Here is a 25,022-nt window from a genome sequence, read left to right on the forward strand (position 1 = left end):
GGGCGGCTCCCTCGCCGGGCGGCCCTCCGCACCATGCCCTACGGCCGGTCGGGGGCAGCTCCGCAGGCTCCGCCGCCCCCGACCACCCGCAGGGCCCACCGAGAGCGCCGCCCAACGAGGGATCCACCCCGCTCAGCCCGCATTCCGGCGAGCTGCCGTCATGTCCTCCCGGCCACGCCCGCGTCCGCGAATCACCCGTTTGAGCTGCGAAAACGCCGCCCCGATGTCCCTTGTTGCCGTAAAATTATTCATGTCGCCAAGGGTGGTCGGTACCCACCCCGGCAGCCCGCCAGAAACCCGCTCCCTACGGATTGAGAGCTGTCATGTCCCTGACTGCAACGGACATCTTCTGCGGCGCTGGAGGCTCCTCGACGGGGCTCGTCGCCGCTGGGTTCGAGCTGAAGCTCGCCGCGAACCACTCCAAGATCGCCATCGAGACCCACAGCGCCAACCACCGCGACGCCGACCACATCTGCGCAGACATCAACAACTACGACATGCGCAGGCTCCCGCGCACCGACATCCTCTGGGCCTCCCCGATCTGCACGGAGATCAGCCCTGCCGGAGGAACCCGCCGCAGCGTCCAGGACGGCCAGATCGGCATCGGCGACGACTACGAGCCCGCCGACCCGGAGGCCTTCGTCCGCACCCGCGCCACCGCCTACGACGTCATGCGGGCCGCCGAAGTCCACTACTACAAGGCGATCCTCTGCGAGAACGTCACCGAGTTCGCCACCGACTGGAGGCTCTTCCAGTGGTGGCGCCAGGGCATCGAGCTCCTGGGGTACAACAGCCAGGTCGTATCGATCTCGTCTGCCCACGTCGGCGGCCCCGACAACCTCCACGCCCCCCAGTGGCGTGACCGCATCTACATCGTCTTCACCCGGACCGGCATCCCGATGCCGGACCTCCGCCCCCGCCCGCTCGCCTGGTGCGCCGGATGCGACGAGGACGTCGAAGCCGTCCAGGCCTGGCGCAAGGGCCGCACCATCGGCAAGTACGCGCGCCAGTACGACTACCGCTGTCCCAACACCCGCTGCCGCAACTCCGTGGTCGAGCCGTACACCCGACCGGCCGCCGCCGCGATCGACTGGACCAACCTCGGCACCCGGATCGGGGACAGGAAGCGGCCCCTGGCAGCCAAGACGATCAGCCGTATCGAGAAGGGCCTCCGCCAGTACCCGCAGCGCGCCAGCCTGCTCACCCTCAACCACTCCGGCCACGACGGCCGCGCCATGCTCCCCGAGCAGAACCCCCTTCCCTCCCGCACCCGCAAGGTCGGCGAAGGCCTGCTCGTCCCCAGCCGCCACGGCATGCTCGTCCCGACCGGCGGAAGCTGGAACGACACCACCAGCGACCTCTCGGAGCCGATGCGGACCTGCACCACCCGTGACTCCGAAGCGCTGCTGACCATGCCCTACGTCGTCACCATGCGCCGCAACGGCCGCGTCGACAGCGTGGAACGTCCCCTCGCCACCGTCACCGCAGCGGGCCGCCACCACGGACTGGTCATCCCCTACCGCAAGGGCGCCGCCAAGCCGACCAGCGAGCCGATGCTCACGCTCGCCACCCGGGACTCAGCTGGAGTCCTCACCCCCGCCGACGCGGTCATCGAGCGGGCCCCCAGCATCGAGGACTGCCACTTCCGCATGCTCCAGCCGCGTGAGCAGCTGGCCGCCCAGCGCTTCCCCGGCGACTACATCATGCGCGGCAACAAGACGGAGCAGACGCAGCAGGCGGGCAACGCCGTGAGCTGCAACGTCGCCCAGTGGCTCGGCGAGCGAGTCGCCACCGTCCTCTAACTGAGCACCGCACGAACCCAGCCCGGCCGGAGCCCAGGCTCCGGCCGGGCATCCCCCGGCCACAAACGAAGGCCGGATGCGACGGCTCCCCGTGGGCCCCACGCGCGCGCGAACGCACCCCTCGGTACCGCCTCCGGGCGCCACCCGGCCCCGGACACGACTTCCGGCGCGCACGTGTCGGCGCCCGCGAAGGCCCCCCCTGCCACCCGGCAAACCACCGGCCACCCTCGCGCTTCCGCGAAGCGCACCCCAGGAGACAACGTGAATCCCTCCGCCCCGCCGTGCGCAAGCTCGTGCAACCAGCTCTCCCTCTTCCCCGAACTCGCCCCGACGGCCCGGCCCACTCCCACCACGGCCTTCGACTGGGACGCCCACGACTTCGTCGTCGTCGGCGACAGCGGCGGCAAAGACAGCGGAGCCCTCGTGCACGAGGTGTGCACTCAGGCCGATCAAGCCGGTCAGCTCCACAAAGTCCGCGTACTCCACTGCGACCTCGGCCAGACCCCGAGGGGAAACAGCATCGAATGGCCCGGAGCACTGGACACGGCCCGTGCTCACGCAGACCAGTACGGCGTACCGTTCGCGGTCCGCCGGAGCACTCGGTGGTCTTCCCTCTGGGACCGGATTCGGGCGCATGGCAACTGGCCAGGTCACTTCGCCAGATACTGCACGTCGGACACGAAGACGGTAGTCGGCCGCGACTTCGCCGACGAGACCGGTGCCGAGATGCGCCTCGGCCGCCCCTACCGTGCTGGCTACGCCATGGGCATGCGCGCCGAGGAATCCTCCGCCCGTGCGAAGAAGCCGGTCATCGAGCCGCACCGCATGACGGGCAAAGGAACCCTCCGGAAGGTGACGACGTGGCTCCCGATCCACCACCTCACCACCGACGAGGTATGGCAGGTCCACCAGGACCACGGCATCGCTCGGCACCCGGCCTATGCCATGGGGATGCGACGCCTCAGCTGCCGAGCCTGCCCGCTCGCGAAGACTGAGGACCTGATCCGCTCGGCCCAGCTCAACCCCGGCCTTTTCGCCGAATACGCTCAGGCCGAGAAGGAAATGGGCAAGCCGTTCAAGAAGAGCATCAGCCTCAGGCAGATCATCGAGCGAGCCCGGAGCTGACCCAAGCGGACATCTGCTGCGGCTCCTGCCGCAGCAGATCCAAGACAACACCAGCCCAACCGGCGGGCGGGCCGCGACGGCCCGCCCGGTGAGTCACTACCTGGGTGCGAAGGAAACAATGGGCTCACCACGACGGGCGCCGGTCGCAGGTCCCGCCTAGCGCAGGTGCGCACCATCGCCCGCACGGCACAGCGGATGCCGCCGTGCCGCGCGCAGCCAGGCCATCCGATGGGGCACCGCCGAGCGGTGCCCCATCCCGCGTTCCACGGCCGCCACGCAGCCGACCCCTCACGCTGCCCGGCCGGAGCGGACAACACCGGCCGGCGTGCAGCACCTACCTCGGGCAGGTTGTTGCCGTGTAGCCGACGAACACCTTGAACGCGGCCGGGGAGATCACGATTACCGGGCCGCCCTGCACCTTGGTGTCCTGCACGGCCACGCCGTCCAACCCGATGGGCGCGAGCCTGGCGATCCCCACGCACTGGCTTTGATCGTTGCCCGAGTATGACGACTTGAAAAAGTGCAGGGCCGCGAGCTGGGAGGGGCTGAGCTTCATGCCTTGAGCCTTTCGAGATGGGTTTCCAGAAGTTCCCGGGACTGATCCACGGGAAGGGCGGCGGACGAGGTGAAGTCGAACCCGGCGGCCTGGAGTTCGACCTCGCGCGGGTCATCGGTGTGCTTCCCGCCCGTCGCCGAGTCCACGGATGCGATTGGTGCCCAAGGGTGCGCGAACTCCAGCAGCGTCAGCCCGCCGTTTGACCCGTACGCCGGGTGCGTCGAGAGCGGCACAACCTGAACCGTGATTCCCGGCCGGCTCCCCAGATCCAGCAGGTGACGCACCTGGTCGGACATCACCGTCCCGCCGTCACCGAGATGCGCATGGAGCGCCGCCTCGTGGACCAGGGCGTGAAGCTCCACACCTTTGCCGGCACGGGACAGCACCTCCTGACGGCCCAGTCGTACCGCGACCAGCGTCTCGGCCCGCTCCGCAAGCTGCTCTTGAGACCGGCCGATCAGCTCCCGCGCATAGCCGGGCGTCTGGAGCAGGCCGGGAACGACCACCGGATGCATCAGCCGAAGCCGCACGGCGTCGCCCTCAAGTTCGATGAAGTCAACAAAGGACTGGGACAGATGCCGGGCGTAGGGCGCCGTCCAGCTCGATCCCGGCGGAGTCTCCGCCGCGGCGGCCACTGCCCGAACCGCCACAGGATCCGTGATCTTGTATGCGGATGCCAACCGGAGGACGTCGCCCTCCCCCATGTGGTACTTCGCCTTCTCCAGCCGAGACAGGCGGGTGAAGTCGATCGCGGCGCCCTCGGCAGCTTCCCGGAGCGTCAGTCCTGCGGCTTCCCGCCACGCCGTCACCATCGCCGCCGCCCGCCGCGCCTTCACCGAAAGCGCAGGCGGCTTCCTCCGCGAGGCGCGCGGTTGCGCCTCTGTTGCGCGTGTCTGCGTCATGCGGCGCAGCATCCCACAGCCAGGAGCACGCCCAACACCCCGCGCATATGCCAAGTTTCGGCGAATGCGTGCTCTTTGTTGCGCAATTAGCGCGGATGGGAGCAGGCTACCGCTCACACGGTGTCGCTCGCCCAACATGCACCGTGTCACTACGCACAGTCATGCCCGTAACCGGCCCGAAAGCCGAAATCATGACCCTTCACGCGCGACCCACCACCCACGCCACCGGGCTCCCCGCCTACACGGAAACCCTCCCGGCCCTGCCGGAATCCGTCGGCAAGGCCCGCCGCCTGGTCCGCCTCGCCGTCACCACCTGGAGCCTGGAGGCGCTGGCTGACGACGCGGCCCTGATCGCTTCCGAACTCGCCACCAACGCCGTCCAGCACGCGAACGTGGCCAGCTTCCGCATCACGGTCATCCAGCTGGATGACCGCCGCGTACGGGTCGCCGTCATAGACACCAAGAAGACGTTCGTCCCCACGCCCCCCGCCGCCGTACCCGACGCCGAGCAGGGCCGCGGCCTCGGCGTCGTCGCCACCCTCGCCCACGCCACCGGCCAGGAGCCCCTCAACTGGGGCAAGCGCATGTGGGCCGATGTCCAATGCACCTCCCCCCGCCCGTAGTCCCGAGAGCAAGTCCGCAGCCCGACGTGGCCGTGAGCTACATCCAGGCCGACTGCACGGCCCTCGCCCTTCCGAAGCCCCAAGCAGCCTCCGCAGCCGGCCCCTTCAGGACCCGCCCCGCTCCGAGGCCGCCACCCGGCCCCAGCGGCGCCCAGTAACTCCAAGAGCGAAGGAAGCCCCTCATGTTCATCGACATCCCGAGCGACGTCGAAGCCGCTCTGATCGACCTCACCCTCCCGACGTGGAAGCTGGACGGGCCGGCCCTGGCGACGTCCACCATGGAGGAGTACCGGGCCGGGCTGACCTCCAGCCCACGGTTCGCGGAGACCGCCGCGACGCTGCGCCGCGCACTGACGGAGAAGGGCGGCGGATACGCCGTGCTGCGTCTGGGAAACCTGGCCCAGGCGCTGGGCGCCGACGACGAGCGGTTCCTGCGGCTGGCGACGGGATTCGCGGCCGAGGTGGCCGTCCCCTTCTCGCCGTTCCCGCGGTGGCCCCTGTGGAAGGACATCGGGGTCAAGGTTGACAAGGACCCCGGCAAGTCCAGCGGCATCGGCTACAACGCCTTCCACATGGACCTGGTCAACGGGACTCTGCCGCCGGACTTCACCACGCTGCTGTGCGTCCGCCCCGACCCGCTCGGTGGCGGCCTCAGCATCCTCTCCGACGCCCACGCGGCGGTGGCCCGGCTGTCGGAGGACCACCGCGCCGTGCTGGCCGAGTCGGGCTACCACTATGGGACCTTCTACGACCTGCACGGGGTCGGCGAGGAGTACAAGCCGTTCCCGATCCTGGACGGCGATCCGGGCGAGGGCTTCGTCCGGTTCACGGCCAAGATGCTGGAACGGTCCGAACTTGGCCGGGAGCACGCCGACGCCGCCCGCGCGCTGGCCCAGGAGCTCGTACAGGGGCAGGTCTCCTTCATGCTCCAGACCGGGGACTACCTCATCGTGAACCAGCGCCGCTTCCTGCACGGTCGGCAGGCTCTCCAGAGCGGCCAGGAGAACGTCCCGGTCGCCGACCGACGGCTGCTCCTCCAGCTTTTCCTGCGCACGGCAGGCATCGGCTCGGCCGCATAGCCCGCCGCGCGGGCGCCGGCGCCCCGCCGGAGTCCCACCCTTCGGGGCCCGCCGCCGACTACGCGGCGCGGCCATGGGGCGGGGCCCGGCCGGGCTAGATGCGGGAGTTGCGCACCGACTGCCACATGGCACCAGCCAGCGCCCGCGTCGCCCGCGGGACCGACAGATGCTCGTGGTCGCGGTACAGCGCCCAGTTGTACTGGACGAGCGAGAGCTTGTTGGAGGACAGGGATCCGGCCTGGTGGGCCCTGTACACCGCGAGCGGCTCGGCCAGACCGCGGGCATCGGCGCCGTCCCGCATGATCGACAGCCAGAGGGCGTAGTCCTGGCGCTTGCGCATCTCCGGCATCAGCCTCTTGCCCAGGACGTTGCGGTCGTACATGGCGGTGAGAGCTCCGATGTGGTCGCGGACCAGCATCGCGCGGTAGTCCACGTGCGCCCGCGCACGGACCACGCGCCCGTTCGGGACCCAGTCGGTGCTCTCGCCGTCGTAGTCAGCGTCCATCTTGAAGTACGAGGTAAATGTCAGCGGTGCGGTGGCCTGCGCGGCGAAGGCGAGCTGCTTCTCGGTCTTCTCCGGAAGCCACATGTCGTCGCTGTCGAGGAAGGCGATGTAGTCCCCGCGGGCCCGCTCGATCGCGCGGTTGCGGGCCCGGCCCGCGCCGCCCTGCTCGGGTGCGCGTTCTGGCAGGACGCGCTCGTCCTGCCGGGCGAACTCGCGGAGCAGGTCCATGGAGCTGTCGGAGGACTGGTCGTCGGTGACCAGCAGCTCCAGGTCGCCGTGGGTCTGGGTGAGCACGGATCGGACGGCCGCACCGAGGGTCGTCGCCGAGTTGTACACGGGCATCACGACAGACACCAGGGGCACAGCAGCTCTCCTTGCCAGACCAGGAACGACCCCCCATTCAAGCACCACAACCGAGTAGGAGCTGCCATGCAGATCGTTGTCGCAGGTCAAGGCTATGTAGGGCTCCCCTTGGCCGTACGCGCCGCGGAGGTCGGTCACCGCGTCGTCGGCTACGACGTCGACCTGGCACGCATCCGTCGGCTCACCGTCGGCGACTCGTACGTCGAGGACGTGCCCTCCCCCCGGCTCCGGGCGGTGCTGGACGCCGGCGCCTACTGCGCTACGGCCGACGCGGCCGCACTGGACGGCTTCGACATCGCAGTGATCACCGTGCCGACCCCGCTGCGCGACGGCGCGCCCGATCTGAGATGCATCGAGGCCTGCGCCCGCACGCTGGGGGCACACCTTCGCCCCGGCGCGACCGTTGTCCTGGAGTCCACGACCTACCCCGGCACCACCGAGGAACTGCTGCTGCCGATCCTGGAGGAAGCGTCGGGCCTCACAGCCGGAACCGACTTCCACGCCGGATTCAGCCCGGAGCGCATCGCTCCCGGCAACAAGAGGTGGTCCTTCGAGACGACGCCGAAGATGGTCTCCGGAATCGACGCCAAGTCACTCGATGTGATCAAGGGCTTCTACGACGGAATCTTCCACACCACGGTGCCAGTGTCCGGGCCCAAGGTCGCCGAGCTGGCCAAGCTGATCGAGAACACCTTCCGGCTCGTCAACATCTCCATGATCAACGAGCTGGCGACGCTGACCGACCGCCTCGGCGTGAACATCTGGGAGGCGATCGACGCGGCCGCGACCAAGCCCTTCGGCTTCACCCGCTTCACTCCGGGGCCGGGAGTCGGGGGACATTGCCTGCCCGTCGACCCGCTGTTCCTTTCCTGGAAGATCCGGGAAGACCTCGGCGTCCCCTTCCGGTTCGTGGAGCTCGCCGACGACGTGAACCGCCAGATGCCCGACTACGTCGTCCGGCGTGTCGTGAAAGCACTCGACCAGCGCGGCAAGACCATCAGCGGATCCCGGATCCTCTTGCTCGGCCTGACTTACAAGATCAACGCCACCGACCTCCGCGAGTCACCCTCGACACGTGTCGCCGAGCTCCTGATCGACCTCGGCGCCCAAGTCTGCGGTGCCGACCCCAACGTCCCGGACGGCGACGAAAGCAAGCTGAAAGTGCCGCTGGTCGACGCGAGCGCGCAGGAGATCGCGGCCGCTGACGCCGTGGTGCTCCTCATGGACCACGCGATCTTCGATCTCGCGATGATCGGAAAGACCGCGCCCTACGTTCTCGACTGCCGAAACCGCCTGTCCGGCCCGAACGTGGAAATTCTTTAGCCCCCAGCCCCAGCCCGGCCCGCCGCCAATTCTCCTCAGGAGTTCTCTTGCGCGACGAATGGGAACGCGCCCACACGGACCACACCATGCCCGCGCAGCGCCACAGCCCTGCCTCGCTGGCCGAATCCGAAAGCGACTGGCGCCACCACCTGGAACACTCCACACCCAACGGATGGCTGCTACGGCACAGCGCCATGACCGCAGCGCTCGTCAGCGGAAAGCCGATCTACCTGCTGCACAGCACCAAGGACATCGACGCCATCCGCACCAGCCGGCAGCTGCACGTCTCCACCGGATGCCTGGTCGGAGCCCTGTACTGCACGCCCCTCGCCCCCCAGCGAGAGGGACTGCGCCCCCACAACCTCGGCGCCTATCTGATGGAGACGAAACCCTCCACCACGCCCATGATCTTCGAGGTCACCCCGGACGCCCCGATCCAGCCCAAGGGCATCGACTACCTGCACCTCGGCCCCATCCACCTGCGCACCTACCTGCGCTACCAGAACTTCCTCACCCCGGCCGAGAACGACCAGCTCGACCGCGCCGTGCTGGCCGGCCTGCACGCCGCGGCCCCGTTCCTCGACGTCGCCCTGCGCAACGCCACCGGCAAGGCCACTGCGGCACCCGCGTTCATCAACCAGTTGTCCGACGCCGTGCCCCGGGTGCCGTTCCTCGGCTACCTGTACTTCGAGGTTCTGTCCGAGTACCTGATGCTCCACTCCGCTACTCCGGAGACCAAGACCTACGCCCGGGCGGGAGAGCTCAACAACCGGCTCTACAAGCGACTCGCCTTCGCCGCCGTGGCCGGCATGGACCAGTTGTTCGATCTGGCCCGCTTCCACCCGCGCCATCACCGGCTCGTCCAGCTGATCGAGGGCATTGACCCGGCTCTCGCCCCGGGAGTCGCCGAGTACGTCCGGCGACGACTGTCCCACCTTCTCGCCCGGACCGCGCTGCACCCGTCGCAGGACGCTGCATCGCTCACCTTCCAGGGTGCGGCTCTCAGCACGCTCCAGGCGGCTGCGCCCGGACTGGTCGGCCAGATGGTCTTCCGTGAAATCAGGTACATGCCCCGTTACCAGCAGCTTTACCACTGCTTCGAGAAAGCTAAGGCACTGGAGGCATGGGACTACTGGAACAGCGAAGGAATCCCCACCCCCTTCAACGGGGTCATCCCCAAGGGGGAAATCGGGATCAATCCCGCCTACCCCCGATCGGCAGTCCGAGTATGGACGGCGCGACAAGACGGCAAGGGCTACCTGCACCCGGACGAGGAGATCACGGCTGTCCTCACCCCGCACCTCGCATCGTGGTGGGCACCACCCCGCCAGCGCGAGGCGCACAGTGCCAGCGACGAGTCACCAGCGGCCCCGGCAACCCGATCAGCGATCCCCAGCCGATGGTCGCCCACGAACGGGGTACCCGCGTGACCGCCAAGCCCCTGAACATCCTGACCGGCATCAACCGCGCCTCCGAACCCTCGTCCGGCAGCATGGTCCTCGCCAGCGACCTCTACCGCACGATGCCCGGCACCCGCGTGACCTTCCTGGGCAGGAAACCGGTCGATCACGCATGGAGTACCGCCTTCGACCAGCTGATCCCCCTCACCACGACCAAACGACCCCACGGCCCACACTTCGACCCCTACGTCGACGAGCTGACGCGCGAGGTCGGCACGCTCATCGAGAAGACCCGGCCCCACGCCATCCACGCCCAATACCTCGGCTTCGCGCTCAGCCTGGCCCTAACCCGAACCGCCGGCAGCATCCCGATCATCTCCATCGCCCACGGCCCCGAGGTGATGGCAGCCGAGCACAACGAGCGGGAACGCACCACCCTTCATGAAGTTGCCGCCGCAAGCGCCGCGATCGTTGCCCCGACCTCCGCCTTCGCCGACCGCATCGACCGCCTCACAGCACGCCGATTCACGGACCGGCTCACCGTCATCCCGTGGGGCATTCCCCTGAGCGATGCACGAGTACGCGATCGCCCGCCCACGGGAACCAGCGCTCTTTCGCTCGTGCACGCCGGCCGTCTGGACGACAACAAATCCACGATCACCGCCGTAGAAGCCCTCGCCCTCACCGATCAGCCGCACCGTTTGACCGTGATCGGCCAAGGAGTCCTACGGGAACACCTGGAACAGCGGGCCATCGAACTCAGGCTCGACGACCGCGTGCAGTTCGAGCCGTTCCTACCCCGCGGCGAGCTGTGGCGCCGCCTGCCGAACTTTGACGCCTTCGTCTTCACAACTAGGGGGCTGGAGGCGTTCGGGCTCGTCCTCATCGAGGCCCAAGCCCATGGACTCCCGGTTGCCTACTCCGATCTCCCCGGTGTGAGAGACATCCTCGGGGGCGCCGGCGTCCCCTACACTTCTGGCGACCCCCGCTCGCTGGCAACGGCCATAGACGGGATGGGTCGGGACCTCCACCGGCGCAAGGCGCTAGCCAAGGCGGCTCTCAACAACGCGCGCCGATACGACATCGCTGTCACCTGCAGCCAACTTCGCGAACTGACGCTTCGCGTTACCTCCTAGCCGCGCCGGACGGGACCCCGGAGGAGCGAAGGAGGGGGGCATGGGCGAGATCAGCATCGAGCGGCAGCAATGTGACGCCGGAGGAACCGGCTCTACAGCCGCGATGGCCGCAAGATCGGAATCACCGGCCAGAACACCAAGGTCGGTTGTGGAGTACCTCAGGAAGATGTCCTTCCCGCACTTGCTGCAGTTGGGGGCGCCCTGGTCGTTGGCGTAGGCCTCACGACGACCGAAGGGGCCCCGCCAGGGCCCCTTCGCACGGCTTCCCCGCGCCGTGCGATCTGCCCGAGTCCCGCAGGCGATCGGTGACTGCCCGCCCGGCATGTGCCGCATGGCGCACCGCTCGCCGTTGGGGTGTGCGCGCGGGTGCGTGCGCCCCGCGAACCTGGCATAAGTGTTCGGAACTCGATCGGATCTGTGCGCTGGAATGGGGCGACTTTCGCACCTGAAGGCACGTCAACCGCAATCGTCCCATTAACGGACAGTAGCGGTGGAGTTTCGTATGAGTGAGCGGGTAGCGTCGCCGCGGCGAGTCCGCCCGGACCTGGTGCCAGCCGTGGCGCCGAGCGAGCTCACCGCGAACACAACACACTTCGATCAAGGAGGGCGTATGCCTCCTGACCTGTACCGGCAGACCCCTGAGGGACCGCGGCCGGTGGGTTTCGACCGTACCATTCCGCGCTTTCAGGCGATCAAAACCCGTTTCTGGTGTGACAGGACGGTCAACGTTCAGCTGGCGCCGTTCTGGAAGGTCACCCGCCGCTTCGCCGAAGCCTGCGGCGGCGACCCCGAGGAACTCCGCCCCCTGTGGGACGCCGCCCGCGGCTACCGCGTCGTCCAACCCGGACAACTCGGCGCAGCCCTGCGCGGCATGCACCTGGCCAGCGGCAACCTCACCACCGACCTCCTGGCCGCCCGCACCGGCGACCAACTCACCGCCGAAGAGATCACTGGCCTCCTCGACGGCACCCGCATTACCGACTGGCCCACCGTCGAAGGCCTCGTCACCGCCATGCGCGCCGAACCCGACACCGTACGCCCCCTCTGGCAAGCCGCCCGCGCCACCGCACCCGCATCGCACCCGCGACCCTCCGGCGGATACACCCTCGGCGCCCACCACTTCGGATGACCATCACCCACACCAAAAGGGGAAGCCCATGCACCCGGTCCTGGAACCCCGCTCGACGCGCCCACCGGCTCTCGACGCCTTCGAAGCCACCCACCGCGCCACCTACACCCGCTACGCCCGCGCCCACCTCGGCTACGAGCAGGCCCTCGACGCCGTCGAGCGGGCCTTCGAGCTGATCGCAGCGAACTGGACCTTCGTCATCAGCCAGCTCTCGCCCGCCCGGGAGGCATGGACCCAGCTCGTCGGCTGCACCGGCAGCCGCCACCGCCCGCTCCCCGTCACCGCCCTCACCGCCCTGCAGTACGACGCCCTCGTGCTCCAGCACCGCTGCGGCTGCACCCCGGCACAGATCGCAAGCGCCACCGGCACCGACCCCTCCCACATCACCTCCCTGCTCAGCCTGGCCGATCAGCAACACCTGGGGCCGTGACCACAGGACGACGCCGGAAGACCCCCCACCGGACGCCGCCGTCGAAGGCGGCCGCAGTGTCGTTTCCTCAGGTGAAACCGGCCATCCACCCAGGTGAATGACCGATCACCCCCTGTACCGGAACCCGTTGCGCCCGGTAGATCCGGGTAGGTGATCAAGAACCGTCTGCTGCACGGCCTGCCCGTGCTGGCGCTCACCGCACTGCCGCTGTGCTCCGGCCCCGCCGCGCATGCATCCACCCCCATCCCGGCGCCCGCCACAAGCACGGCCGTTGCCGCGGCTTCGTCCCCGGCAGCGGCCGTACCGGTGGCGGGGACGGCCCCCGTTTCCGCATCGGGTTCGGCCACTGGCGGGAAGGCGGAAGAGGAGGAGCCGCCCACGCTGCGGGAGGCGGTCGGGATGATCCCGCTCGCCGAGGAGAAGCGGGCCGGCTACAACCGCGGCTTGTACAAGCACTGGAACAAAGGCCTGAACGCCGGCGACGGCTGCGACACCCGCAAGGAAGTCATCCTGGACGAGGCGGTCACGGCCCCTCAGGTCGCCGCCGGGTGCAAGCTGTCCGGCGGCTCCTGGCTGAGCCCCTACGACAACGTCGTGGTCAGCGACGCCTCACGCCTGGACGTAGATCATTTTGTCCCCCTGGCGGAGGTGCATGACTCCGGTGGCTACGGGTGGGACGAGGCCCGTCGCGAGCGGTACGCGAACGACCAGAACTCCCCGGACACCCTCATCGCGGTCTCGGCCGCGTCGAACAGGTCCAAGAGCGACCAGGACCCGGCCGAATGGTTGCCCACCAACGCCGCATTCCGCTGCGACTACGCGGCCCGCTGGACCGGGACGAAGCTGCGGTGGCGCCTGGCAGCCGACCAGGCCGAACTCGACCGGCTGAACCAGCTCGCGGCGGAGTGCCCCACCACCACAGTCGCCTTCGAACTCGCCCCCTGACCGGCTCAACCCTCGTACTCGGGTGGACTCCGCGGGCCGCAGGCCTCGGTGCCGTCAGGGGCCTGGGGTCGGTGGGTGCCGCCTGTCTTCGACACCCACCGGACCCCATATCCGGCCGCGCTCGGCTCGGGGTTCGAGCGCAGCCCGCCGGGACCTCCCCGCTCAGCGTTCGGACAGGGCCCTGGTGATCTTCGATCATGCCCGGGCCGACGGCGCCTCGCATCCCCGCCACCAGGACCGGCCTGTGGTACCGAGCGCGGACGCGAGGCAAGCGCGCCGGCTGCACGCAACGGTGCCCCCTGCCGAAGAGGCCAGGAGGCACCGTCGGCGGGAGCCGCGCCCGTCGGTCAGGAGAAGTCCCCGCGGGCCGCGCGCCGGAGGAGGTCGTGTTCGAACGCGGCCTGCCCTTGCGGGCCGTGGTCGATCACCACGTCGTCCTGACTCGGCGTGGAGCGCTGCTCGGCCCCGAATGCATCTGTCGCCTTGACCAGGACTGGCGGGGCCGGCGGTGCGGGCCAGCTCTGCAGCAGGTATTCCTCGACCACGCCCTCGGGCGTGCCTTCGGCTTCGGCGTCTCGGCCGCGGGCGTGGACCCGGACCCCGTACGAGCCCGGCCCTGCGCCGGCGAGCGACGGGAGGCCGACCGGGTCGCCTTCGAGCTCGTGGATGATCAGCTCGCCCGAGACACTCTCCGCGGACACCTCGGCGATCTCCTCCCACGCCTCCACATCCGCCGCCGGCTCCTGGGCGAGCACGGCCGCTTCGACGCGCACCCGCCCGGTGTGGGTTCCTGTGAGCACGTGCAGGTCGCCGCCGCTGGCGTACACCAGCCCGTTGTCCGACGCCCCCACACCCTCCGCAGCCGGCCCGCCCGGGTCGCTCACCGCGAACACGTGGTACTCGACAAACACCTCTCCCCCCGCCCGCTCACTCACCCGCTGCTCCTCCGCTCCGACCGGTCTCTACGAACCGCGGCCATCCCGACCGGGGAAGCCCACTTCACGCCACGGTCCGTACACGGAAGGCTACCGAGAACACCGCCAACAACACTGCTCACTCAGGGGGTTTGCATGTGCCCGTTCCTATCCCCCGGCTGGCCGCCGCCCTGGCCCTCGATCCGGCCCAGGCGCGGACCCTGGTCGCGGAGGCCCTGGGTCCGTTCGGGTGCTGTCCGGAGCCGGACCGCCTCCACGACCTGACCGCGGCTCTCCTCCAGTACGGCGCCGCCGTCCGCGCTGAGCTCGGCGACACCCCGGAGGCCGCGAACGCGGTAGCCACTGGGCTGACTGGTGTACAACGGCCCGGGACCCGCCCCGTTCGGGACGTGGACGTACTGCCAGGCCGTGGCCCGAACCGTCCACCGGCTGTGCGGTGCCCAGCCCGACCCAAACAGGGCGCCACGTGCTCGACACCCGCGTGTGGTCCTGCCTACCGCCGGGTCTGCGGACAGGTCGGCATGGGTGACTGGCAGGCCCAGGCCCTGCACGGCCGCACCTGATCCCCCGTGCAGGGATTCCTGCCCGTGGCGGGGTGCGGTCGGTGCAGGGTGGGGTGCATGGATGAGCGGTGGGCGGGGCGGCGGGTGTACGGCGCGGATCACGATGATCCGCACCCGTATGCAGAGCCGGGGCACGAGTACGTGGAGCTGGTGGCTGGGCCGCTGGACGGTCAGCTCGTGGTGGTGACCGGGTGGCCGGCCGAGCACCGGGCGGGGGGTGCGGCGCTGATCTCGCCCGACGGCGCGTGGGGGCCGGGCGGCCGGTCCCTGTACGGGCCGCCGCAGGACGGCAGGGCGGGTGTGTGGGTGTGGGAAGGCGACGTGCCGTAGGGCCGGGCCGCCGCGCCGGGCTGAGCGCTTCAGCTGGCGGGTGAGCGGTTGAGCTGGCAGCTTGAAGATCAGGCCTGCAGGTAGACGATCATCCTGCTGAGCGTGGCCGTGCTGTCCGCGACCAGGCCGAGGGCCAAGTTGCAGTCCCGGCAGAGCAACCCACGGTTGTGCCCACGGGCGTGGCAGTGGTCGACGTTGGCGTCGCCCATCCGGTGGTCGTCGGGATCGACTTCCTTGAAGGGGGCCAGACATGTCGCGCAGGCGCCATCTTGGTCCCTGAGCATCCGGGCGACATCCTCGAACGTCAGGCCGTAGTCCTGCTTCAGGTTGCTCTTCGAGTTCTTGATCCGGAGGCACTCCTTGCAGACACGGCCCTCGCCACGCTCCGTGAAGCCGTACACGGCGTACTCGTGACCGTTCCGGCACTGCGTGGCGTCTTTCCGGTAGGGCCGGTAAGGCCTGGATTCCGGGTCGATCCCGAGTCCGCGCAGCTTCGAGTCGCGTGTGCAGCGCCGGCAGCTACGCGCGCCGGTGTTCGGGTTCACGTAGGGGACGTTGTCCTCGTCGAACGTGTGCCCGTTCGCGCACTTGTCGGCAGGGGCGTCGTCCCCGACTCGGGCATCGCCGTGGTTCACGAAGGCCGTGCTTCCAAGGTTCCGCCACAAGGTGGCGTGCTCGTGGTTGATGCACAGAAGCTTGTTCTCGCAGTCGCGCGTGACGGTCTGTCCTGGCGCGAGCGGCTCGTCGGAGTGGTGCTCGAACACCCAGCGTTGAACGTAGACGAGGGGCTTGTCTCCCGCCGCGTAGCGGTCACCGTCGTAATACAGCGGGCGGCCGTCGCCGTCCGTCGACCCCGTCCAAACCAAGCATCCTGACTCGGTGTTGTCCACGTTCTGGAGCACCAGCTTCATGCTGATCGGGGGCCGGGGACCGGGCCGTTCAAAGGTGCCGTGGTTCTTGTAGTAGCGGTAGCAGGCTTGGCACCTGGTTCCGCCCATCCGCGTCGCGGGCTTCCCATCGCCGGATTGGCACAGCTTCGACATGCCGAGCATCAGATCACCGAAGGGCTCAACCCGCCAACTCAACCGTTCACCCGCCAACTGAAGGCGCTCAGTCACAGTGGTCACCCGGGTGCCGAGGCAGGGGGATCGGGAGAGGGGCCGCGCGATGGTGCTGAGGCCGCCGGTGGAGCCGATGCTCGCGCAGGCTGCCGAGTCGGTGCGGGGCCCGGCTGTGGTCCGGGCCGGGCTGGCGTACGAGTAGAAGTACGACGGGCATCGGGCGATCGTGTTCACCCCGGCCGGGCCTGGTGACCGCGTGCTGGTGCAGACGTGGCGCGGGTCGTTGGTGCAGGACCGGTGGCCGGACCTGGTGGCCGCGGCCGAGCAGCTGCCGGTCGTCCTGGTCCTGGACGGTGAGGAGAACCGCTCGACCCGGCCGCCCGCGGCCGCGCCGCCCAACTCGCCCCCGGCTCCCCCCGCGTCCTGTAGTGCGTGCCGTACGGGAGCCCATGACCGGGCCCCCGACACGGAAGGGACACAGACCATGCACGGCCAGGACCTTGGCGACATCCAGACAGGCGACACGATCCGCAGGGACCGGCCGCCCCGGTGCTGCACCGCCCCCATGGAGTTCTACGCCCCCACGGCCGGTGGCGTCTGGATCTGCAAGGCCTGCGTCTGCGTCGCCTACGTCGACCGACGGGCGGTTCCGGCGAGGCGCAAACACCGACATGAAGGCGGCCGGCGTCTCGCTGGCCGAGCGGAACATCGCGGGCCGGTGGAAAGAGGGCAGCACGACCGCGGACACCCGGTACGACAACCCCATCGGTCTCGGCACTCGCGACCCGCTCGCCGCGGTGCCGCTGTACGGAGGAGCTGCCCACCAAGCCGTTGCCGAGGCGCGAGCGGCTCCCCCGTTCGACCACCAGGCCCGATGAGCGGCCGGAGACGATCGTGCAGGCGCCCCCTCCGGGCGAGGAGGCATGTGGCGTTTAGGCGACTGCGCTGGTGCCGCTAGGTTCAATACGGCGGCGGGTCCTTGCCGTCGCGCTCCAGACCGCTGTGCTGCAGGGCTTGCCCGGCTTCGCTAATCCCATCCAGGGCAGGGCAGCCGTGGGGCCACCGTGAAGGTGGCCCCACGGCCCCTTCTACGAGGCGGCTCCTGCCAGGCGCAGGCAACGTGCGGCGAGGACGAGGAGTGCGCTGCCTGCCGATGCGGCGGCTACCGACCAGAGGGGTGCGTCGATGCGGCAGAGCAGGGCGGCGACTTCCGTAGCGGTGAACGCGACGCCGGCCAGTGCCGCGTCGACTGCTTCCGGGCGGCGCCGGTAGAGGGCGGGGCGCCAGGAGGGTTCGAGTCGTGACATGCTGAGTACTCCTCGTTTCGGTGGACGTGACGGGGCTGTGAGCGGGGCCGGTGCTGACACACCGGCCCCGCACCCTGTGTTTGCCCATCTAACCCGCGATCGCTCTCGGCCACGAATTCGCCCGCTACGCAGGGGCGTCACCCGGCCATTCCGCTGACCTTCTGGACGTTTTCCCAGCTCAACGGCGTTCACACGCTGCACGGTTGGATGCTCTGAGGTGCATCATTGAGGTACATGTTCCGCAGGCACAACCACGGCGCAAGCCTCTGACCTGGCACGCTTCGGGGAACTCATCCACGTGGATGAGATGGGCTCGCGCCGAGGGGTCGATCGTGGCCGAAACTCACCTCTACCCTTGGGGGGCACACGGCGATGAGGTCGAGGAGTTCGGCGAGAACGGACGTGTCACCGGCCGTCGAGGTCGCCGTCCTCTGCGGTGAAGGGCCCCTTGCGGAGGAGGACTCCGAGAAATTCACCGCCCGCACTCCCTACCCTTTGGTGGTTTATCCCTCGGATACCCGGCGGTCGATCAGTTCCGGATCGTGATCCTCAAGGCCAAGATCCAGTGGTGTAACCCCTGCATCGGCGAGCATTTGCCGCACAGTCAGTCGCCCCGGATACAGACGCTCAAGACGCGCAAGTTCAGGGAGTGCAACCTGAATCCGGGCGAGCGCGGCAAGCCGAAGCTCGCGCTTGGAGAGTTCCGCTGCGGCATCTGCCACAGGGGCCGTGAGCGTGATTTCATCCGCTTCGGCCAGGAGCAGGGCGAGAGCGGGTTGAGGAACACCCGGCGTCATGCCCTGCTAACGAACGGCCAGGCCGCTGGTTCCGGAGCCCTTGGGGCGGGGTCTCAGGAATCAGCCCGCGTCCCTCGGTTGCCGGTGGAGGGGCGCGGGCTGTTCCGTCCCGCGAGTGCGTCAAGCGATGGGCATGTTGTTGCTTGCCTGGTTCACAGGCCTGTCACGAAGAACGACCACGCCGTGCCACGGAAGACAAGAGCGGGACCTGCGTGCGCCGCCTTGGAGTCCCTCACTGCCACGCTGAACTCGACGGGCAGGCTGGCCACCTCGACGCATGCGTTGCCCTCGGCGCCGCTGTGGGAGGACTTGAACCAGCTGCTCTCGGGTGCGATGTCCGACGATTTCATGCCTGTAGTGATCACGATGTTTCAGACTCTCGTTCTAGGTCACGTTGGACTTTTTTGAGGAAACTCGGCGTCTCGTGGGGTGCGAGAGCCGCGGCCCGCAGGGCGTCGAACCTGCGGGAGTACTTGCCGACGTCAGGGCGCTTGTCGGTCACGCTCGCTTGTCCGCCTGGCTGGTCGGCCTGCACGATCTTGCCCAGGGGGTCGCCCATGTCCAGGACGATGAAGTTCTGGCTGGCGCGGTAGCCGGTTGATGCCGCAGGCAGTATCTGCACGGTGATGTGGTCGAGGGCGGCCAGGCGGGCGATCTCGGCGAACTGCGCGTCCATCACCTCTCGGCTGCCGATGGTGCTGCGCAGACTGTCTTCGCCCATGATCACCCACAGGGGGCGGGGCTTTTCCTTGGTGATCAGGGCCTTCCGCTCCATGCGCAGCTCGACGTTGGCGTCGATGAACTCTGTGGTGGTCTCGTCGACCGTCTTGGCCGAGAGCAGCAGGTGGCGGGCGTACTCCTCGGTTTGCAACAGCCCGAACACGAGGCTGGGCTGCCACGCGGCGAGCTCCAGGGCATCGCTCTCCATGCCGACGTAGTCCCGCATGCCCTTCGCGAGGTGAGGTGTGTACGGAGTCCACCAGCCTTCCTGCAGGGACTCGCGGTGGATCACGAGGAGGTTCTCCACGATCTCCAGGTCCTCCTCGCCGTAGTGGACCAGGAGCGCCTTGAGGTCTTTCGGGTTGGGCAGGCTCGTCCGGCCCTTCTCCACCCGCCACAGCTTCTCGGGGGAGAACCCCAAGGCTGCGGCTACGTCCTCCCGCCGGAGGCCACGGTCCTCTCGCATCCTGGCGAGCACCTTGCCCAGGTGTACGCGCCGGCTGGTCGGCCCCTTCGGTGCGGCCACTGGCCTGTCCCTCCTGTCGTGCCGAGGCACGCGCCGATCGAGTTGGGTCCGATCGTCCCAGAGTCCGGTTCATCCGTCCCGGAGTCCGGTCCGCTCCTCCCCAAGTTCCCCTGATTGTTGCCCGGGTTGCGAGTGTGCCACCCCGAGTTCCCCTTGCACAGCCAAGAGTTCCATCGATCGCATATGCCATTCCGCGTGAAAATTGCACGGCAGGTTGCATTGCAACTCTGCCATGCAACACAGTAGTTGGGCCGATGCAGCCCGTAACAGCGAGGGACACGAATGCCGTCCAGCAGGCTGCTGCACACGCCCGTCTCCCCGTCCCCGCGGAGGACTGCGCCATGCCGATCACTGCTTCAACCTCTGCACTCTCCTACCAGCCGGCCGAACTGGCCCTGAAGCCGACTCCGAGGCCTCCGCGCCAGGCGGGCGCCGTGTTCCAGTGCACCTTCGAAGTGGGAGCTCACGCTCCTGGCGGGACGCTGTCTCCCCGCGATGCCAGCCGCGTCGGCGAGGTGCGACGGACCGCCGCGGCCCACCTTCGTCGCTGGGGCCTGCACAGGCTGCGCGGGTGCGTGGAGCTGATCGTCACCGAGCTGGTGACCAACGCCATCCAGCACAGTTCCGGCGGCACGGTGACCTTCTCGCAGCTGATCACCTCCAGGGCCCGGCTGATCCTGACGGTGCAGGACTCCGGGACCGGCCAGCCCCGGCCGGCCAACCCCGACCCGGGAGCCGAGTCGGGCCGGGGTCTCCAGATCGTGGATGCGCTGACCAGGGAACGCGGCGGCACGTGGGCGTTCATCCCGGAGAACCGGACGGCGTGGGTGACCCTGCCGGTAATCGACCCGGCCACCGTCGCCCTCATAGCGCAGGCCCGCAATCCCAGCGACACGACCCTCCGCCGCATCCTCGCCGCGCTGCAAGCGGGCGCTCTCTCGTCCTGACGGCCGACCTTCGCCGCAGGCCCCCCGGATCGCCCTCACCGGCGCCCACGTCCCCCTGGTGCTGGTGAGGGCACATCACCCCTGGACTTCTGATGCACACCACAGCCTTCATCGCGCCGGTACCGACCACGGATGCCGGCTGGCACGTCCCGGCCGTCCCGCTCGCCGACCCACGCACGGCAGTGGACTACGAATACTGGCTCGCGCGCCTGGCCGACCCCTTCGTCGTCTCCGCCAGTGTGGCCGTGCGGCCGTTCCGGATCGGCCTGCTGGCCATCCCCGCCAGCGGGCCGCGCCGCGGCGGGCACTACCCCGCGCAGGACTGGCAGCTCGCCGCCAGCGTCTACGTGGCGCTGCGGGGCCGGCCGGGCTTCACGGACCTGCGGATCATCCAGTCGCCGGGCGGGGGCAGTCACCGGGTGGCGTGGGGCGATGCGCCTCCGCCGAGCGACCGGCTCGTGCAGGTGCTGCGGTTCCACGGCTACAGCCCCGCTGCGATCGAAGCGAACCTTGCGGGTGAGGGCCGGGGGGTGCGGTGAGCGTCGCCTTCACCACCGCGCTGGCCGGCCCTTCGAGCCTGCGTCTGGTACGGATCAACGTGCGCCACCAGCTCGTCGTGCTGGGCTGGCCCGGCGATCACCTGGCTGCGGGAGCGATTGCCGTGGCCTTGGCGGACAACGCGCTGCGGCACGGATCCGGCCCCGCGAACAGCGAGAGCGTCGGAGAACTGCGGCTGCGGCTCGGAGCGGACGGCGTCCTGCTGATCGAGGCCTCCGACGCGAACCCGGCCTTCCCCGACTTCGACGCGGCCGTCCGGGGCCAGCTCGGGCGCGGCCTGCGGGACGTAGCGCTGCTCGGTAGCTCCGTCGCCTGGTTCCTGCGGCCGGGAGTTCCGGGGAAGACGGTTCAGGCCGTGCTCGCTGCGGGGCGGGCGGATCTGTGAATGCGTGGCGTGTGGGCGTGGCTGGACAAGAGGCGGTGGCTGGACCGGCGCGGATGGGAAGGCTGCTGCAGGTGCTGATCGTGGCGGGGGCGGTCGCCGTGCTCGCGGGGTACTGGATGTTGATGGAGCGAGGAGAGCATGACCGAGGAGCACACCCGTCCGGCGGAGGAAACCACCGCGCCGGCCCGCCTTCCCCAGGGGGGCGTGCAGTGCCGCACGATCGAACAGCAAACACCGTTCACCGGGCCTGCCGATGCGGCTCCCGCCGAGATCTCCGCCCGGGGAGGCGTCCTTGAGCGGATCGGCGCAGGGGACAACTCCGCCCGACGGCGGACGCCCGCATCTGCGTCCACTCCCGGCGCGGAGTCCCGCGTGCATTTCCTCGTCCAGGAGTACGTGCGGTCCATCCCGGCCGGCGGCCGACTGCCAAAGCACGGCGCCAAGTCCACCGCCCGGCACCTGGCCGACCTTTTGCAACTCCCGCTGTACCAGGTCGTCGCAGCGCTCGACGCGCTGGAAAACGCGGGCGAGATCGCCACGTCGGGTGGCTACGGAGTCCAGGTTCTGGCGCCGGGCGAGCCTCACCCACGGGACATCGTCCTCCACGCCGCCGTCAAGGAACGGATCCGCAGCGGCCGCTACCGGCACGGGCAAGCCCTGCCGACCGGCCTCCTGGGCCACGAGTTCGGCCGCTCCCCGCAGGAAGTCACCCGCGCCTGCCGGCACCTGGTGGGCAGCGAGCTGGCCTACCGCCCGGCCGGCCCGCACGGGCCCGGCTTCTACGTCACCGCCGCGCACCGCCGTAAATGACCCGCCCGCCCCCCACCCCGTCCTCGACCGACCCCCCCCGGGAATGGAGCCTGCTGTGCCCGATCCGACCAGCGCCCGAGCCACCATGCGGCTGCGCCTGAAAGACCCCTCCCTCACGGACCACGCGGTGGAGGTGTGCGGGCACCTCGCTGTACCGGTCGGACACCGGCGTGTTTCCGGCGCGCTGTTCCTGAACACCGTCGGTGAGGCGTATCAGGTCCTCGGCGCACTGTCTGGACGGCCGGGGTTCCCCCGGCCTCGGTTCTGGAGGCCGGTCAGCGCCACGACGAAGTTCGTGGTGCTGTGGGGCCAGCCCGCGCCCTTCGACAGTAACCCGTCGGAGGCCGGGCGCATGCTCGGCTACACGCAGACCGGCGTCGACAAATTCGTCCTCGCCTGGCAGTCGGCCTCCCTCGTCTGATGCGACCGCACCCGCAGGCCGGCCCGGAGACTACGCGGTCTCGATCGGCGTTCGAGCGGCACCGTCGATCCTGCACTGCGGCCGCGTGCCTCGTGGTGCTACGGCGTCGGCGGGACCACCCGCGCACAGCAGCTCGCCGGCCTGGCCCTCGGCGATGCGTCCCGGGTCCGCACCGCCGAGCACGCAGTCATCGCAACCCTGCAGGACGCTGACCAGGCCTCTGCCACGGCATGGCCGGGCTACTGCAGCCGTCCTGGCACATGGCCATCAAGACCGGCAACGCCCAGATCACCGCCGAGCTGCCGAACCTGGCCGAGCGCCTCATCACCGCGCTCGGCCGACCGGACCACGATCGTGAACTCCTCGACGGCGCCGCCGGAGCGGCCCTCGCCCTACCTTCGGCACGAACCACGCCCCCGCTCCCCACTGGGACACCTTCCTCGCCCTGGCCTGACCCCCAGCGAGACACCGGAGCGTCGTCTCGCCCCGGCCACGCCGCCCCTGTCGCCCACGCCCGGGCAAGCCTGCTTGTCACCTGGCCTTGAAACCACCGCACGAACCGAAGCACGAAAGAGAGCAGTACCGATGACGCTCTTCGACCGCATGGCTGACAACTGGCACGGAGGCCACCCCGTGAACCAAGCCGCCATCATGGTGCGCACCCTTGCTCCCTCGCTCGCAGACGCCGCAGCACGCCGTCGGGCCAGCCAGCTCCGAGAGCCCGTCCTGGACTTCCTCCGTGCCCGCAGCCACACATGGCACTCGGTGGAGACCATCGCACTCGGGTCCGGAATCGCCCGCGAGCACGCGGCCGAGCTGGTCATCTGCCTCAACGAGCTGGTCGACACGGACCAGGTCGTTGAGGGCCCCGAGTCCCACTTCTCGTTCGGCCCTCCGAACGTCCTGGGCCGCATCGACCATCAGGACACACGGCGGGACACTTTCGGACGCCACACCGTGCCCCTGTCACCCGAGATGGCCCAGGCCCTCGTTCCGGGCGGTACACGCGACCTGGCAGTCAGGCTCATTCCGCACGTCGTCAACCACTTCGCGCAGCAGGGTACGGGCTACCGGCCGGTGTTCACCGACCTCGTCGTGGCACTCGGCCTGAGCGAGGACGGACAGGGCCTTCACCTGCACCTCGCCCTCGGCGCCCTGGCCTTCCACGGCCGCCTGCGCATGCTGCCCTCCACCGACCTGCGCGGCCCCCGGTGGCAATGGGCGGCCACCGCCCCTACCACCCCCGCATCCCTCTAAGTGCATAGAGCCTGGCACCAGTTCAACATCACCTTCACCGGCCGGGACACCGCCCGGCACGTGCTTGCGCAGACCCTCGGCTCTGCCCTGGCCCAAGCCGAGGCCTCGGTGAAATCACCGCCTGGTGGTCTCACGCGCTGCGCCTCCGAACCACTGCACCGTCCAGTGCGCACGCAGGGCCTGGAGGCCCGCCTCCTCACTCTGCAGCCATGCGCGGGCGAGTGCCCGTCCCTTCCGGTTGGGCACGTACGTGGCACGACCGTGGCTCGGAGTCAGCAGCCCTGGGCTCATCGCGAAGATGGGGATGAGGCCGCAGTTCTTCGCCGGGAGTCCGGTGGCCTGCGCAAGCTGGATCGCGTTGACGGGTACCGTGGTGGCGACCGCGTGTGTTCTCGCCGCGCTTGCCACCAGCCACCCGGCCCCTGCCTCTGACGCGGAATGTGGGGGTTGGTGTCCTGGGCCACTGCGCGCGGTTACAACGACGAGGACGAGGGTGGGGTGCGCAGGGCGCGGAGAGCAGCGCGGGTGTAGTCGGCGGGGGAGGTGTCGGGGTGGTGGACTTCGGAGATGGCTGCCAGGACCGCGAGGTAGCGGGGGTCTTCGTCGGCGGCGTCTTCGAGGAGTTCGAAGGCCCGGGAGGCGAGACGGACGAGGCTGGCGTGGGTGGTCTTCCCGCCGGAGCCGCCGAGGTCGTGCTCGACGACGAGCCGGGCCCGGGAGGTGCCGACTTCCAGCACCCGCAGCCGCCGGTCCCGCGCCTTCATGTCGGGCGCCAGATCCCGGTACAGCTGTCCCACCACGACCGCGTCCGCCATGACTCCTCCTCCGGCCCTGCAGGGTCTGTGCCCTGCCGGAGCGCACCCTACGCCCTGCTCTGGTGCCAGGGAGAGCGGACGGTAGCGAAGTGGGGCCGGGTCGAATCCGTACCGGTAGCAACATCTGCGCTTGGACGCTATCGGTGCGATGCAGTGGTGGGGGGGGGGGGGGGGGGGGGGGGGGGAAAAGAAAAGAGAAAGGGGAGGAAAAAGAAAAAGGAGGAAAACCACACAAAAAAGGATGGCCAGAAGGAAAACCCCCCCCCCCCCCC

General features: G+C 69.3%; 28 protein-coding genes. 18 read left to right on the forward strand and 10 right to left on the reverse strand.

Annotated elements, in window-relative coordinates; translation table 11 throughout:
• The first annotated feature begins 323 nt into the window (after positions 1–323).
• Together ACZ407_RS29870 and ACZ407_RS29875 are read left to right on the forward strand one after the other, a co-directional pair.
• Positions 324–1,802, forward strand: coding sequence for a DNA cytosine methyltransferase (locus ACZ407_RS29870; protein WP_468133702.1), 1,479 nt, complete (start codon positions 324–326; stop codon positions 1,800–1,802).
• A gap of 261 nt (positions 1,803–2,063) precedes the next feature.
• Positions 2,064–2,927 (forward strand): phosphoadenosine phosphosulfate reductase domain-containing protein, encoded by an 864-nt coding sequence (locus ACZ407_RS29875; RefSeq protein ID WP_468133704.1) that lies wholly within the window; start codon positions 2,064–2,066, stop codon positions 2,925–2,927.
• Positions 2,928–3,261: 334 nt separating this feature from the next.
• Here the strand turns inward: ACZ407_RS29875 and ACZ407_RS29880 are convergent, their stop codons facing one another.
• Positions 3,262–3,483 carry a DUF397 domain-containing protein gene (locus ACZ407_RS29880; protein ID WP_468133706.1) on the reverse strand — a complete coding sequence of 74 codons (222 nt, stop codon included), beginning with the start codon at positions 3,481–3,483 and terminating at the stop codon, positions 3,262–3,264.
• Positions 3,480–4,385 (reverse strand): helix-turn-helix domain-containing protein, encoded by a 906-nt coding sequence (locus ACZ407_RS29885; RefSeq protein WP_468133708.1) that lies wholly within the window; start codon positions 4,383–4,385, stop codon positions 3,480–3,482. Before ACZ407_RS29885 ends, ACZ407_RS29880 begins: the two co-directional genes overlap by 4 nt.
• Before the next feature lie 191 nt (positions 4,386–4,576).
• On the opposite strand from ACZ407_RS29885, the gene ACZ407_RS29890 reads away from it, so the two are divergent.
• Both ACZ407_RS29890 and ACZ407_RS29895 read left to right on the forward strand, forming a co-directional pair.
• Positions 4,577–5,008, forward strand: a complete 432-nt coding sequence (locus ACZ407_RS29890; protein WP_468133710.1) for an ATP-binding protein — start codon at positions 4,577–4,579, stop codon at positions 5,006–5,008.
• 182 nt (positions 5,009–5,190) lie between these two features.
• On the forward strand, positions 5,191–6,087 hold the full coding sequence (locus ACZ407_RS29895) for a TauD/TfdA family dioxygenase (protein ID WP_468133712.1): 897 nt from the start codon (positions 5,191–5,193) through the stop codon (positions 6,085–6,087).
• 94 nt (positions 6,088–6,181) lie between these two features.
• Here the strand turns inward: ACZ407_RS29895 and ACZ407_RS29900 are convergent, their stop codons facing one another.
• Complete coding sequence (locus tag ACZ407_RS29900; RefSeq protein ID WP_468133714.1) at positions 6,182–6,955, reverse strand: glycosyltransferase family 2 protein; 774 nt, start codon at positions 6,953–6,955, stop codon at positions 6,182–6,184.
• Between the two features lie 66 nt (positions 6,956–7,021).
• Here ACZ407_RS29900 and ACZ407_RS29905 point away from each other — a divergent pair, with 66 nt between their 5' ends.
• The 6 genes from ACZ407_RS29905 (at position 7,022) to ACZ407_RS29930 (ending at position 13,318) form a co-directional block, all read left to right on the forward strand.
• Positions 7,022–8,278, forward strand: a complete 1,257-nt coding sequence (locus ACZ407_RS29905; RefSeq protein ID WP_468133716.1) for a nucleotide sugar dehydrogenase — start codon at positions 7,022–7,024, stop codon at positions 8,276–8,278.
• 47 nt (positions 8,279–8,325) lie between these two features.
• Positions 8,326–9,708 (forward strand): hypothetical protein, encoded by a 1,383-nt coding sequence (locus tag ACZ407_RS29910; RefSeq protein WP_468133718.1) that lies wholly within the window; start codon positions 8,326–8,328, stop codon positions 9,706–9,708.
• On the forward strand, positions 9,705–10,814 hold the full coding sequence (locus ACZ407_RS29915) for a glycosyltransferase family 4 protein (RefSeq protein WP_468133720.1): 1,110 nt from the start codon (positions 9,705–9,707) through the stop codon (positions 10,812–10,814). The genes ACZ407_RS29910 and ACZ407_RS29915 overlap by 4 nt, the downstream gene beginning before the upstream one ends.
• A gap of 610 nt (positions 10,815–11,424) precedes the next feature.
• A complete protein-coding gene (locus ACZ407_RS29920; RefSeq protein WP_468133722.1) occupies positions 11,425–11,943 on the forward strand; it encodes a hypothetical protein in 519 nt (172 codons plus the stop codon).
• Positions 11,944–11,971: 28 nt separating this feature from the next.
• Positions 11,972–12,373, forward strand: a complete 402-nt coding sequence (locus tag ACZ407_RS29925) for a hypothetical protein (RefSeq protein ID WP_468133724.1) — start codon at positions 11,972–11,974, stop codon at positions 12,371–12,373.
• Between the two features lie 150 nt (positions 12,374–12,523).
• Complete coding sequence (locus ACZ407_RS29930) at positions 12,524–13,318, forward strand: HNH endonuclease family protein (RefSeq protein WP_468133726.1); 795 nt, start codon at positions 12,524–12,526, stop codon at positions 13,316–13,318.
• Between the two features lie 347 nt (positions 13,319–13,665).
• Here ACZ407_RS29930 and ACZ407_RS29935 read toward each other — a convergent pair whose 3' ends face one another.
• Positions 13,666–14,253, reverse strand: coding sequence for a hypothetical protein (locus ACZ407_RS29935; protein ID WP_468133728.1), 588 nt, complete (start codon positions 14,251–14,253; stop codon positions 13,666–13,668).
• 620 nt (positions 14,254–14,873) lie between these two features.
• On the opposite strand from ACZ407_RS29935, the gene ACZ407_RS29940 reads away from it, so the two are divergent.
• Positions 14,874–15,146: a hypothetical protein gene (locus tag ACZ407_RS29940; RefSeq protein ID WP_468133730.1), complete on the forward strand. Its 273-nt coding sequence runs from the start codon at positions 14,874–14,876 to the stop codon at positions 15,144–15,146.
• Positions 15,147–15,214: 68 nt separating this feature from the next.
• On the opposite strand, the gene ACZ407_RS29945 is transcribed toward ACZ407_RS29940, so the two are convergent.
• The gene (locus ACZ407_RS29945; RefSeq protein WP_468133731.1) at positions 15,215–16,048 is read right to left on the reverse strand and encodes an endonuclease domain-containing protein; all 834 of its coding nucleotides are present in this window, start codon (positions 16,046–16,048) and stop codon (positions 15,215–15,217) included.
• A gap of 830 nt (positions 16,049–16,878) precedes the next feature.
• Between ACZ407_RS29945 and ACZ407_RS29950 the strand changes: the two genes are divergently transcribed.
• Positions 16,879–17,085 (forward strand): hypothetical protein, encoded by a 207-nt coding sequence (locus ACZ407_RS29950; RefSeq protein WP_468133733.1) that lies wholly within the window; start codon positions 16,879–16,881, stop codon positions 17,083–17,085.
• Positions 17,086–17,295: 210 nt separating this feature from the next.
• On the opposite strand, the gene ACZ407_RS29955 is transcribed toward ACZ407_RS29950, so the two are convergent.
• The 4 genes from ACZ407_RS29955 to ACZ407_RS29970 all read right to left on the reverse strand — a co-directional run bounded on the left by ACZ407_RS29955 (position 17,296) and on the right by ACZ407_RS29970 (position 19,557).
• Positions 17,296–17,514 (reverse strand): hypothetical protein, encoded by a 219-nt coding sequence (locus tag ACZ407_RS29955; protein ID WP_468133735.1) that lies wholly within the window; start codon positions 17,512–17,514, stop codon positions 17,296–17,298.
• 503 nt (positions 17,515–18,017) lie between these two features.
• Positions 18,018–18,311: a hypothetical protein gene (locus ACZ407_RS29960; protein WP_468133737.1), complete on the reverse strand. Its 294-nt coding sequence runs from the start codon at positions 18,309–18,311 to the stop codon at positions 18,018–18,020.
• A gap of 152 nt (positions 18,312–18,463) precedes the next feature.
• Positions 18,464–18,661 (reverse strand): DUF397 domain-containing protein, encoded by a 198-nt coding sequence (locus ACZ407_RS29965; RefSeq protein WP_468133739.1) that lies wholly within the window; start codon positions 18,659–18,661, stop codon positions 18,464–18,466.
• 11 nt (positions 18,662–18,672) lie between these two features.
• Positions 18,673–19,557: a helix-turn-helix domain-containing protein gene (locus ACZ407_RS29970; protein ID WP_468133741.1), complete on the reverse strand. Its 885-nt coding sequence runs from the start codon at positions 19,555–19,557 to the stop codon at positions 18,673–18,675.
• A 341-nt stretch (positions 19,558–19,898) separates the two neighbouring features.
• Between ACZ407_RS29970 and ACZ407_RS29975 the strand changes: the two genes are divergently transcribed.
• From ACZ407_RS29975 to ACZ407_RS30000, 6 genes are all read left to right on the forward strand, one after another.
• Positions 19,899–20,504, forward strand: a complete 606-nt coding sequence (locus ACZ407_RS29975) for an ATP-binding protein (protein ID WP_468133743.1) — start codon at positions 19,899–19,901, stop codon at positions 20,502–20,504.
• Between the two features lie 92 nt (positions 20,505–20,596).
• Positions 20,597–21,043, forward strand: a complete 447-nt coding sequence (locus tag ACZ407_RS29980) for a DUF6302 family protein (RefSeq protein WP_468133744.1) — start codon at positions 20,597–20,599, stop codon at positions 21,041–21,043.
• Positions 21,040–21,447: an ATP-binding protein gene (locus tag ACZ407_RS29985; RefSeq protein ID WP_468133745.1), complete on the forward strand. Its 408-nt coding sequence runs from the start codon at positions 21,040–21,042 to the stop codon at positions 21,445–21,447. The genes ACZ407_RS29980 and ACZ407_RS29985 overlap by 4 nt, the downstream gene beginning before the upstream one ends.
• 372 nt (positions 21,448–21,819) lie before the next feature.
• Positions 21,820–22,257, forward strand: a complete 438-nt coding sequence (locus tag ACZ407_RS29990) for a hypothetical protein (RefSeq protein ID WP_468133746.1) — start codon at positions 21,820–21,822, stop codon at positions 22,255–22,257.
• 55 nt (positions 22,258–22,312) lie between these two features.
• Positions 22,313–22,678 carry a DUF6302 family protein gene (locus ACZ407_RS29995; RefSeq protein WP_468133748.1) on the forward strand — a complete coding sequence of 122 codons (366 nt, stop codon included), beginning with the start codon at positions 22,313–22,315 and terminating at the stop codon, positions 22,676–22,678.
• A gap of 633 nt (positions 22,679–23,311) precedes the next feature.
• The gene (locus tag ACZ407_RS30000; RefSeq protein WP_468133750.1) at positions 23,312–23,935 is read left to right on the forward strand and encodes a hypothetical protein; all 624 of its coding nucleotides are present in this window, start codon (positions 23,312–23,314) and stop codon (positions 23,933–23,935) included.
• Between the two features lie 473 nt (positions 23,936–24,408).
• On the opposite strand, the gene ACZ407_RS30005 is transcribed toward ACZ407_RS30000, so the two are convergent.
• A complete protein-coding gene (locus ACZ407_RS30005; RefSeq protein ID WP_468133752.1) occupies positions 24,409–24,750 on the reverse strand; it encodes a DUF6354 family protein in 342 nt (113 codons plus the stop codon).
• Between the last annotated feature and the right edge of the window lie 272 nt (positions 24,751–25,022).

Source organism: Streptomyces sp. NPDC030809, from assembly GCF_055572195.1.